The sequence below is a fragment of the Aquabacterium sp. genome (genome assembly GCF_048860245.1).
Classification (GTDB): Bacteria; Pseudomonadota; Gammaproteobacteria; order Burkholderiales; family Burkholderiaceae_C; genus Aquabacterium.
The window spans coordinates 1-11,002 of record NZ_JBLIZW010000070.1; the positions used below are offsets into that span (position 1 = coordinate 1).

Consider the following 11,002-nt stretch of genomic DNA (forward strand, 5'->3'; position numbering starts at 1 on the left):
CCCCCCCCCCCCCCCCCCCCCCCCCCCCCCCCCCCCCCCCCCCCCCCCCCCCCCCCCCCAGATCAGCAGCCATGATCGGCAATGGCCTGCGACCAGAAATCTGGGACGCTTTCCAGCAGCGCTTCGGCATCGAGCACATCGCCGAGTTCTACACGGCCAGCGAATGCAACCTGGCCTTCATCAACGCCCTGGGCCTGCCGCGCACCACGGGGCTGTGCCCGCTGTCTTATGCCATCGTGCGCATGGACCTGGACACCGAACAGCCGGTGCGCAGCGGCCGCAGGCAGCATATGAGCCGGGTCCAGCGCGGCGAGGTCGGGCTGCTCATCACCGAGATCACCACCCGCGCGCCGCTGGACGGCTACACCGATGCCAAGGCAACCGAAGCCAAGGTGCTGCGCAACGTCTTCAAGAAAGGCGACGCCTGGTTCAACACCGGCGACCTGGTGCGGCACCAAGGTCTGCATCACATGCAGTTCGTGGATCGCCTGGGTGACACCTTCCGCTGGAAGGGCGAGAACGTGGCGACCACCGAGGTGGAAGGCGTGCTCGCGCATCAGCCGGAGGTGGCGGAAGCGGTGGTGTACGGGGTGACGGTGCCGGGCACCGACGGACGGGCGGGCATGGCGGCGTTGACCTTGCGCTCACCGGATCAGCCGCTGGACGGGATGGCGCTGGCGCGCGCGCTGTACACCCAACTGCCGCGCTATGCGGTGCCGCTGTTCCTGCGGCTGCGCGACGACCATGCGGTGACCGCCACGTTCAAGTACAGCAAGGTGGTGCTCAAGCGAGAAGGCTATGACCCGACCGTGGTCCACGATGCCTTGTATGTGCTCACACCCGGCGGTTACATGCCCATGACAGGCGAGATCTGGCAGGCCTTGTCGGCCGGCACACACCGGTTCGACTGACGCTTGGCATCTCAGCGCATCCGCTGGATCGCCCGGTTCAGTCCCAGGTCGAATTCAGAACGAGGTTCAAACAACAACGGCCAAAAACCCCCTGCGACCGGCAAGGCGCAGGGGGAAAATGGCAACAACGAGAGAGAGCGCGAGATCAGTCGGCCTGACGACGCAGGAAGGCGGGGATCTCGATCTCGTCCATGCCGTTGCTGGCCAGCGTGTCCACCTTGGCAGCCGCCTGGGTGCGGCCACTGCGCCACACGCTCGGGGTGTTCAGGCCACTGAAGTCACCACCGGCGCTGGCACGGCCCATGCCCAGGCCGCTCGGGTGCGGGGCCACCGGGTCGGTCAGCACGGGGATGTTGTCGGTGCCGGTGCGCAGGGCGCTGTGCACCACGGTCATCGGGGCGGCGGCACGCTTGGCCGAGCTCAGGCCCGTGGCGATCACGGTCACGCGCAGTTGGTCGCCCAGGCTTTCGTCGTAGGCCGTACCGTAGATCACGTGTGCGTCTTCGGCGGCGTAGCGGCGAATGGTGTTCATCGCGTTGCGCGACTCGCTCAGCTTGAAGGTGGCCTTCGAGGCGGCGATCAGCACCAGCACGCCACGGGCGCCCGACAGGTCGATGCCTTCCAGCAGCGGGCAGGCCACGGCAGCTTCGGCCGCCTTGGTGGCGCGGTCCGGACCACCGGCGGTGGCGGTGCCCATCATGGCCTTGCCCGGCTCGCTCATCACGGTCTTGACGTCTTCGAAGTCGACGTTCACCAGGCCGGGAATGTGGATGATGTCCGAGATGCCGCCGACGGCATTTTTCAGCACGTCGTTGGCCTTGCCGAAGGCTTCTTCCTGGGTGACGTCGTCACCCATGACTTCCAGCAGCTTCTCGTTGAGGACGACGATCAGCGAGTCGACATTGGCCTCGAGTTCGGCCAGACCGGCATCGGCCTGCTTCAGACGGCGGTTGCCTTCGAAGTCGAAAGGCTTGGTTACCACGCCGACGGTCAGGATGCCCATTTCCTTGGCCACACGGGCGATCACGGGTGCGGCGCCGGTGCCGGTGCCGCCGCCCATGCCGGCAGTGATGAAGACCATGTGGGCTCCGTCCAGCGCGTTGCGGATCTGGTCCACGGCCTCTTCGGCCGCGGCCTTGCCGGCTTCAGGCTTGGCGCCAGCGCCCAGGCCCGAATTGCCCAGTTGCAGCAGCACTTCGGCGCTGGAGCGGTTGAGTGCCTGCGAGTCGGTGTTCGCGCAGATGAACTGCACGCCTTGCACGCTCTCGCTGATCATGTGCTCGACAGCGTTACCGCCGCCGCCGCCCACGCCGATCACCTTGATCTGTGTGCCCATGTCAAAGTTGTCGATCATCTCGATGGCCATGTCGTACCTCTCTCTTGTCTAACGGTTGCCGGTTGAAATCGTGAGAAAAACTATTTTTTAGAAACTGCCTACGAACCAGTCGCGCACGCGGCCGAACAGGGTCTGAACCGACCCGACCTGCTGCGCCGCCTTCATCCCGCGCGTGCGCGCGAGTCTTGCCTCTTCGAGCAAGCCCATGACGGTGGCCGAGCGGGGGCTGGCCACCATGTCGTGGAGGGGGCCTGCGTACAAGGGCGTCCCCTTGCGCACAGGCTTGAGGAAGATGTCTTCGGCCAGTTCGACCATGCCGGGCATGACCGCCGAGCCGCCCGTCAGGACAATGCCCGACGACAACAGTTCCTCGTAACCAGACTCGCGGATCACCTGGTGAACCAGCGAGAAAATCTCTTCCACCCGCGGCTCGATCACGCCAGCCAAAGCCTGACGTGAGAGCATGCGCGGTGCGCGATCGCCCAAGCCGGGCACTTCGACATGTTCGTTGGGGTCGGCCAGCAGTTGCTTGGCCACGCCGTAATCCACTTTGATGTCTTCCGCGTCCTTGGTCGGCGTGCGCAAGGCCATCGCAATATCGCTGGTGATCAGGTCGCCTGCAATAGGGATCACTGCGGTGTGTCGCACAGCGCCATCGGTGAAGATGGACACGTCCGTGGTGCCGGCACCGATGTCCACCAGGGCCACGCCCAGGGACTTCTCGTCTTCGGTCAGGACGGCGGCGCTGGAGGCGCTGGGATTGAGCACCAACTGCTCGGCTTCCAGACCGCAACGACGCACGCATTTCACGATGTTTTCCGCGGCACTTTGTGCACCGGTCACGATGTGGACTTTGACCTCCAGACGACCGCCGCTCATGCCAATCGGCTCTTTGACCTCATGTCCATCAATGATGAACTCCTGAGGCTCAACCAGCAAGAGTCTTTGGTCGTTGGGAATGTTGATGGCCTTGGCGGTTTCCACCACACGCTGCACATCAATGGGCGCCACTTCCTTGTCGCGGACGATGACCATGCCCGTGCTGTTCTGGCCGCGGATGTGGCTGCCGGTGATGCCGGTCCACACGCGGCTGATCTTGCAGTCGGCCATCAACTCGGCCTCTTTGAGTGCCTGTTGAATGGACTGCACGGTGGCGTCGATGTTGACCACCACACCGCGCTTGAGACCGTGGCTGGGCGCCATGCCCAGGCCGGCAATCCACAGGTCGCCACCGGGCATGACCTCGGCCACGACCGCCATCACCTTGGCGGTGCCGATGTCGAGTCCGACGACCAGATCCTTGTATTCCTTGGCCATGGTGTGTGTTGCGTTATCGGGTTGAAGACTGAGTGGGTTTGGATTTGCCGTTGGGAACGTTCAAGGTCGTCAGACCTCTCATCTTCACGGCATACCCTTCCGGATATCGAAGGTCGGCATACGACAGCGGGGCTGCGTATTGCCTTTGCAATTGGGGTAAGGTGTGCACGAAGCGTGCCGTGCGGGCCAGCACCTCTTCTTCGCCCCCCCGGCCGAGTTCGACGACGGCGTCGTTGTCCAGCACGACCGACCACGAGCCTCGCTCGGTGAGCTTGAGGGTTTCGATGTCGCCCAAGGGCTTGAGCACCGGGGTCAGGCGATGCAGCATGTTCAACATCAGCGCGGCATCACGCGACTCCGGATTGGCCGGCGCCTCCAGCGTAGGCAGGTGCTCGTCTTCCACATCACCGAGGTTGGCATCGAAGACTTCACCAAAGGTGTTGACCAGCTGGTCGTCACGGTCCTCGTGGTGCCAGTAGGCGGCCGGGCGATGCTCTTCGAGCACCACACGCAACTCGTTGGGCCACACGCGGCGCACCACGGCCTTGCGAACCCAGGGCACAGCCTCGAACACATCGCGCGCACGGCTCAAGTCAACACTGAAGAACCCGCCATCCATGCGAGGCACGATGTTGGCGCGGACGGTGGCCACGTTGTTGCGCGACAGGTCGCCCTCCAGCTGCACGCGCTGCAGGTTGAAGTACGGCAGACGGGTCAGCTTGGACAAGCCCGACGCGATCAGCATGCACACCACCACCCCGACCAGCGCAAGCGCGGCCGCGTTCATCCAGCGGATGTCTTGCGGCACCTCGCTGGTTGAGCGGTATTGGTTGAGGGCGGCGGCGGCCTGCATGGCGGGCTTTCAGTCCTTGTCGGTTCAGGCTTGTGCATCCAGGCTGGCAGCAGCCAGCAGGTGCACACACAATTGTTCGTAGCTCAAGCCTGCCACCTTGGCCGACATGGGCACCAGCGAGTGGCTGGTCATGCCAGGAGAGGTGTTGATCTCAAGCAGGAAAGGTTGACGGTCGCTCTTGCGGATCATGACGTCGGCGCGGGCCCAGCCGCGGCAGCCCAGCGTCTTGAACGCGCGCACGACCTCGCGCTGGATTTCGGCCTCTTCGGCCGCATCCAGACCGCTCGGACACAGGTAGCGCACGTCGTCGGTGAAGTACTTGTTCTGGTAGTCGTAGTTGCCATCAGGAGCCTGGATGCGGATCACGGGCAAGGCCTGAGCCTGCCCCTCCACGATCAGCACAGGACAGGTGGTCTCTTCGCCGTCGATGAACTGTTCGCACAGCACTTCCGGATCGTGCTGGGCCGCGGCCGCGTAGGCCGCTGCGCATTGCGAAGCATCGGTCACCTTGGTCAGACCGATGGACGAGCCTTCGCGAGCAGGCTTGACGATCATGGGGGCACCGAGCGCCACCAGCGCCTGCTCGCACTCATGGGCATTGGCCACCATGCGCCAGTCAGGTGTGGGCAAGCCTTCAAAGCGCCAGATGCGCTTGGTCATGATCTTGTCCATGGCGATGGACGACGCCATGACGCCCGAGCCGGTGTACGGGATCTTCAACAGTTCCAAGGCCCCTTGCACGGTACCGTCTTCGCCGCCGCGGCCATGCAGGGCGATGAAGCAGCGATCCACGCCTTCGGCCTTCAGCTCTTGCAGCGGGCGCTCAGCGGGATCAAACGCGAAGGCATTCACGCCTTGCGATTGCAGGGCCTTGAGCACGCCTGCGCCCGACATCAACGACACATCGCGCTCGGCAGACGAACCACCGAACAGCACGGCCACCTTGCCCAGGTCGGCCGGATTCACTGCAGGGGCCTTGAGGGAAACGGTGCTCATGATCAGTTCTTGTCCTTCAACAGTTCAGCGGTCTTGGCGGCCACGGTGCCAATCGAGCCGGCACCCATGCAGATGACGACGTCGCCACCCCGCGCGTTGGCGGCAATGGCCTGGGGCAGTTCGGCCACATCGTCCACAAAGACGGGCTCGACCTTGCCCGACACGCGCACGGCACGGGTCAGCGCGCGGCCATCGGCGGCCACGATGGGTGCCTCGCCAGCGGCGTAGACCTCGGTCAGCAACACGGCATCGGCCGTGCCCAGGACCTTCACGAAATCTTCAAAACAGTCGCGCGTACGGGTGAATCGGTGCGGCTGGAAGGCCAGCATCAGGCGTTGCCCCGGGAAGGCGCCTCGCGCCGCGCTGATGACAGCCGCCATCTCGACGGGGTGATGGCCGTAGTCGTCGATCAGTGTGAATCGGCCACCGTCGGCAGCCGGGTGATCGCCATAACGCTGGAAGCGACGGCCCACGCCCGTGAACGCACCCAGCGCACGGATGATCGGCTCATCGGGCAACTCAATCTCGGTGGCGACGGCAATCGCAGCCAGGGCGTTGAGCACGTTGTGCACGCCCGGCAGGTTCAGGGTCACGGTGATGTCGGGCATCACGGTGCCATTGCGACGCTGCACATCAAAACGCATCTGGCCACCGGGCAAGGCCTCGACGTTGACGGCGCGCACCTGCGCGTCTTCACCAAAGCCATAGGTGATGACGGGACGCGACACCATCGGAATGATGGAGCGCACGCCGGGATCATCCGCACACAGGATGGCCGAGCCGTAGAAGGGCATGCGGTGCAGGAAGTCCACGAAGGCCTGCTTCAGCTTGGCGAAGTCGTGCCCATAGGTGTCCATGTGATCGGCGTCGATGTTGGTCACCACCGACAACACAGGCATCAGGTTCAGGAAGGAGGCGTCCGACTCATCGGCCTCCACCACGATGAACTCGCCCTTGCCCAAGGCCGAGTTGGCCCCGGCGCTGTGCAGCTTGCCACCGATCACGAAGGTGGGGTCCACACCTGCTTCGGTCAGGATGGCCGTCACCAGCGAGGTAGTCGTGGTCTTGCCATGGGTGCCGGCGATGGCGATGCCCTTGCGCAGGCGCATCAATTCGGCCAGCATCACGGCGCGCGGCACCACCGGGATGCGCTTGGCGCGTGCCGCGATGACTTCCGGGTTGTCGCCCTTGACGGCCGTGGAGGTGACGACCGCTTCCGCGCCGTCGATGTGCGCCGCGTCGTGACCGACATGCACCTGGATGCCCAGCGAGGCCAGACGGCGCGAGGTCGCGCTGTCGGCCTGGTCAGAGCCCGACACGACATAGCCGAGGTTGTGCAGGATCTCGGCGATGCCGCTCATGCCGGCCCCACCGATGCCCACAAAATGAATGCGTTTGACGGCGTGCTTCATGCCGACGCTCCCTTGGATGCTGGCTGCACTTGCTGCTCAATGGCATCGGCCACCGCGGCGGCAGCTTGCAAGCGGCCCAGCTTGCGTGCCCGACGTGCCATGACCAACAGGTCATCCCGGTTCATGGCCTGCAGACGCGCGGCCAGCGACTCGGCGTTGAGCTCGGCTTGGGGCAGGTGCACGGCTGCGCCATGCTGGTCCATGTACTCGGCGTTGTCACGCTGATGCGCGGTGGTCGACACCACCAGCGGAATCAGGATGCTGGGCACACCGGCGGCGCACAGTTCGCTGACGGTGATCGCCCCGGCGCGGCAGATGATGACATCGCACTCGGCCAGGCGCTTGGCCATGTTGTTGATGAAGGGCAAGACCTCGGCGTCCTTGGCCGGATCCAGACCTGCCTTGACGTAGTCAGCCTTCACTTCGGCGAAGTTGGCCATGCCGGTCTGATGGGTGATGCGCGGACGCTGATCCACAGGCAGGCGCGCCAGCGCCTGCGGCACGGCATCGTTCAAGGCTTTGGCGCCCAGGCTACCGCCCACCACGAGAATGCGCAGCGGACCGTCACGGTCGGCAAAACGCTGATCGGGCGGTGCAATGGCTTCGATCTCGGCGCGCACAGGGTTGCCCGTGACGCGTGCGACGCTGCGCTGCGAAGCCGCGCCATCAAAACCACAAGCCAGCACATCGGTGATGGGCAGCAGGGCTTTGTTGCTCAGCAGCAGGGCGGCGTCGGCATTGACCATGATCAACGGCAGCCCACGCAGCTTGGCCATCAGCCCGCCGGGGAAGCACACATAGCCGCCCATGCCCAGCACCGCCGTGGCCTGGCGCTTGCGCAGGATGGACCAGCACTCGGCAAAGCTCTTGACCAGCTTGAGCGCGCCTTGCAGGCCGCCCTTGAAGCCTTTGCCACGCAGGCCTGAGAAAGTGATCTTGTCCAGCTCGATGCCCGCGGGCGGCACCAGGCGGTTTTCCATGCCGTTCTCGGTGCCCAGCCAGCTCACGGTCCAGCCACGGCGCTTCATGTCTTCGGCCACAGCCAGACCGGGCATGATGTGCCCGCCGGTGCCCGCAGCCATGATCACGAGGTGACGAGGTGTGGTGCTCATACGCGACCTCCTCGCATCAGTTGTCGGTTTTCCATGTCCACTCGCAGGCAGATCGCCAGGGCAATGCAGTTGAGCATCACGCCGGATCCACCAAAACTCATCAAAGGCAAGGTCAGGCCTTTCGTGGGCAACACGCCCAGGTTCACACCCATGTTGATGAAGCTCTGACCACCCATCCACACCGCCACGCCTTGCGCGACCAGCCCCGAAAACACGCGGTCCAGCGCGATGGCCTGACGACCAATGTTGAACAGACGCACCACCAACCAGAAGAAGGTCAGGATGACGATGGCCACGCCCACGAAGCCCAGCTCTTCGCCAATCACGGCCAGCAAGAAGTCGGTGTGGGCCTCGGGCAGGTAGTGCAGTTTTTCCAGACTGGAACCCAGGCCTTCGCCAAAGATTTCGCCACGGCCGAACGCGATCAGCGAATGCGTCAACTGGTAGGCCTTGCCCAGCGCGTTGTGCTCAGACCAGGGGTCGAGGTAGGCGAAGATGCGCTCGCGGCGCCACGGGCTCAGGGTGATCATCAGCACGAACGCACCCAGCAGCACGGCCGTGATCAGGAAGAACATCCGGCCATTGACCCCGCCCAGGAACAGGATCGCCATGGCAATCGTGGCGATCACCATGAAGGCGCCCATGTCGGGCTCGGCCAGCAAGAGCAAGCCCACCACGCCGACCGCAACGGCCATGGGCGCCACCGCACGGAAGAAGTGCTCTTTGACTTCCATCTTGCGGACCATGTAGTCCGACGCATACAGCACGATGGCCAGCTTGGCCAGCTCAGAGGGCTGGAAGTTCATGAAGCCCAGTGGCAACCAGCGTCGCGCACCGTAAACGACTTTGCCCACGTGCGGGATCAACACCAGCACCAGCAGCACGAGGGACGCCACAAACAGCCAAGGCGCCATGCGCTCCCAACTGGACATCGGCACCTGCGTCACCACCGCCGCCACGGCAACCGCCATGGCAATGGCGATCATGTGGCGCTGGAAGAAAAAGGTCGGCGTGTAATTGGCAAACCGGGGGCTGTCCGGCAAGGCAATCGTCGCCGAATAGACCATGACCAGGCCCATCAGCAAGAGCGCCAGCGTGACCCAGACCAAGGGCTGATCAAAGCCCATCAAGCGCGATGGCTGCCCGGAGTTCACGTTGACGAAATCGCGGACCGGCAACACGCCCACCCCTTCGGCCTGGGCGTGACCGAGCCGAGCGCGCACGGCACTCAGCACAGACGACAACCAGGAACGACGGGTGGAATCGGTCATGCCATCTCCCCACGGTCGATCGCCAGTTCGCGCACGGTGTCCACGAACACTTGGGCGCGATGCGCGTAATTGCGGAACATGTCCAGGCTGGCGCAAGCCGGGCTCAACAGCACGGCATCCCCTGCTTGCGCCTGTTCAAACGCCCAGCGAGTGGCAGCTTCCAGGCTGTCGTGCGCGCACAGCGTCAGGGCTTCACCCGACGGCGTCGTCACGTCGGCCAGCACGGCGCCAATGGCCTGCGCATCGCGGCCAATCAAGGCCACCGCGCGGGCGAACCGGCTGACGGGCTCAGCCAGAGGCGCAAAGTCCTGCCCCTTGCCGTCCCCACCCAAAATCACCACCAGCTTGCCGGGCGACAGATCCGCGCCCAAGCCCAACAAGGCCGCCACGGTAGCGCCCACGTTGGTGCCCTTGGAATCGTCGATGGCATCGATGCCCGTCACAGTGGCCACATGCTCGACGCGATGCGGCTCGCCACGGTATTCCCGCAAACCGTGCAGCATGGGCGCCAGGGGGCAACCGATGGCGGTTGCCAAAGCCAGCGCAGCCAGGGCGTTCGACGCATTGTGCCGGCCGCGGATACGCAAGGCATCGGCAGGCATCAGGCGCTGCAGGATGATCTCTTCTTCGGGCTCGCCCTTCTTGCGCTTGATGGTGGGATCGGCTTCGCGGGCCCGCACCAGCCAGGCCATGCCCGACTCGGTCACCAGTCCGAAGTCGCCCGGGTGACGCGGTGCGTCCAGCCCGAAACGCACCACGCGGCGGTGCACCAGCTTGGCCGGACGGCCGCGCACGCCGGACTTGATCACCTCGGGTGGCGGCACCATGGCGTCCACCTCGGCATCGTCACGGTTGATGACCATCACTGCGTTCTGGCCATAGATGCGTGCCTTGGCTGCGGCATAAGCCGCCATCGAGCCATGCCAGTCCAAGTGGTCTTGCGTGATGTTGAGGACGACCGACGCGTCGGGATCAAAGTTGGTGACGCCATCCAACTGGAAGCTCGACAGTTCGAGCACCCACGCGTCGGGCAGCACCTCGAACACCGGCGCGGCCGGGGGCGGCGGCGTCAGCTCGATCAAGGGGGCATCGGCATCGTCGATCAGCGTCTCGGCGGCATCCTGGGTCGCCACATCGTCTTCCACGTCCTGCGGCGCCTCGGCCACGTCAGCCGCCTCGCCATCGTTCGACAGGGCGGACACATCGGTGGCTGCGGCGGCCGTCATGCCCGCCTCAGCCTCGCATGGCAGCACCACCGCCTCTGCTTGTGCTTCGCGCACAGGTTCAGCGTCCAATGCCACACGCAAGGTATCGAGCAAGGTCGGACCGATGTTGCCCGCAAGCCCCACGCGCAGGCCCGCACGCTCAATCAGTTGCGCGGTCAGCGAGGTGGTGGTCGTTTTGCCGTTGGTGCCCGTGATGGCCACCACCTTCGGCGCATAACCCAGATCGGTCTTCAGGTCGGCCAACGCAGAAGCAAACAAGGCCAGTTCACCGCGCACCGGAATGCCCAAGGCATCAGCCCGGGCCGTCAAGGCGGCGACATCCGGAGCATTGGGCATCAGGCCAGGGCTTTTCAAGACCAGATTCACCCCGTCCAGCAAGGTCACATCCAGCCCGTGGTGCAGCGTGGCGTGCGGCACATCGGCTGCCAAGGTCGCGGCCTGGGGCGGCTGAGCCCGTGTGTCGGCCACACGCACCTGGGCTCCACACCGCGCACACCAGCGCGCCATGGCCAAGCCCGAGTCACCCAGACCCAGGATCAGCACAGTGAGGTTGTGAAGGTCATGCATG

Annotated in this window: 9 protein-coding genes; 1 reads left to right on the top strand and 8 read right to left on the bottom strand. The window is 64.8% G+C overall.

Annotation, left to right across the window (positions count from 1 at the left end; all coding sequences use genetic code 11):
- The first annotated feature begins 71 nt into the window (after positions 1–71).
- Complete coding sequence (locus ACMV18_RS07620; RefSeq protein ID WP_420817339.1) at positions 72–911, top strand: AMP-binding enzyme; 840 nt, start codon at positions 72–74, stop codon at positions 909–911.
- A 145-nt stretch (positions 912–1,056) separates the two neighbouring features.
- Here the strand turns inward: ACMV18_RS07620 and ftsZ are convergent, their stop codons facing one another.
- The 8 genes from ftsZ to murD are packed head-to-tail and all read right to left on the bottom strand — an operon-like array spanning position 1,057 to position 11,001.
- Entirely contained in the window at positions 1,057–2,277 is a 1,221-nt protein-coding gene (gene ftsZ / locus ACMV18_RS07625) for a cell division protein FtsZ (protein ID WP_420817340.1), read from the bottom strand.
- A gap of 57 nt (positions 2,278–2,334) precedes the next feature.
- On the bottom strand, positions 2,335–3,564 hold the full coding sequence (gene ftsA / locus ACMV18_RS07630; RefSeq protein ID WP_420817341.1) for a cell division protein FtsA: 1,230 nt from the start codon (positions 3,562–3,564) through the stop codon (positions 2,335–2,337).
- A 13-nt stretch (positions 3,565–3,577) separates the two neighbouring features.
- Entirely contained in the window at positions 3,578–4,417 is an 840-nt protein-coding gene (locus ACMV18_RS07635) for a cell division protein FtsQ/DivIB (RefSeq protein ID WP_420817342.1), read from the bottom strand.
- A gap of 24 nt (positions 4,418–4,441) precedes the next feature.
- A complete protein-coding gene (locus tag ACMV18_RS07640) occupies positions 4,442–5,413 on the bottom strand; it encodes a D-alanine--D-alanine ligase (RefSeq protein ID WP_374257509.1) in 972 nt (323 codons plus the stop codon).
- Between the two features lie 2 nt (positions 5,414–5,415).
- A complete protein-coding gene (gene murC / locus ACMV18_RS07645) occupies positions 5,416–6,825 on the bottom strand; it encodes a UDP-N-acetylmuramate--L-alanine ligase (RefSeq protein WP_374257511.1) in 1,410 nt (469 codons plus the stop codon).
- Positions 6,822–7,937: an undecaprenyldiphospho-muramoylpentapeptide beta-N-acetylglucosaminyltransferase gene (murG, locus tag ACMV18_RS07650; RefSeq protein ID WP_420817343.1), complete on the bottom strand. Its 1,116-nt coding sequence runs from the start codon at positions 7,935–7,937 to the stop codon at positions 6,822–6,824. Before murG ends, murC begins: the two co-directional genes overlap by 4 nt.
- Complete coding sequence (gene ftsW / locus ACMV18_RS07655) at positions 7,934–9,208, bottom strand: putative lipid II flippase FtsW (RefSeq protein ID WP_374257514.1); 1,275 nt, start codon at positions 9,206–9,208, stop codon at positions 7,934–7,936. Before ftsW ends, murG begins: the two co-directional genes overlap by 4 nt.
- A complete protein-coding gene (gene murD, locus ACMV18_RS07660; protein ID WP_420817344.1) occupies positions 9,205–11,001 on the bottom strand; it encodes a UDP-N-acetylmuramoyl-L-alanine--D-glutamate ligase in 1,797 nt (598 codons plus the stop codon). Before murD ends, ftsW begins: the two co-directional genes overlap by 4 nt.
- Position 11,002 lies beyond the last annotated feature (1 nt).

Coding starts and splice junctions, on each gene's coding strand:
- ftsA (WP_420817341.1), bottom strand. CDS start 3,564: ATGGCCAAGGAATACAAGGATCTGGTCGTCGGACTCGACATCGGCACC.
- ftsZ (WP_420817340.1), bottom strand. CDS start 2,277: ATGGCCATCGAGATGATCGACAACTTTGACATGGGCACACAGATCAAG.
- ACMV18_RS07620 (WP_420817339.1), top strand. CDS start 72: ATGATCGGCAATGGCCTGCGACCAGAAATCTGGGACGCTTTCCAGCAG.
- murG (WP_420817343.1), bottom strand. CDS start 7,937: ATGAGCACCACACCTCGTCACCTCGTGATCATGGCTGCGGGCACCGGC.
- ACMV18_RS07635 (WP_420817342.1), bottom strand. CDS start 4,417: ATGCAGGCCGCCGCCGCCCTCAACCAATACCGCTCAACCAGCGAGGTG.
- ftsW (WP_374257514.1), bottom strand. CDS start 9,208: ATGACCGATTCCACCCGTCGTTCCTGGTTGTCGTCTGTGCTGAGTGCC.
- murD (WP_420817344.1), bottom strand. CDS start 11,001: ATGCATGACCTTCACAACCTCACTGTGCTGATCCTGGGTCTGGGTGAC.
- murC (WP_374257511.1), bottom strand. CDS start 6,825: ATGAAGCACGCCGTCAAACGCATTCATTTTGTGGGCATCGGTGGGGCC.
- ACMV18_RS07640 (WP_374257509.1), bottom strand. CDS start 5,413: ATGAGCACCGTTTCCCTCAAGGCCCCTGCAGTGAATCCGGCCGACCTG.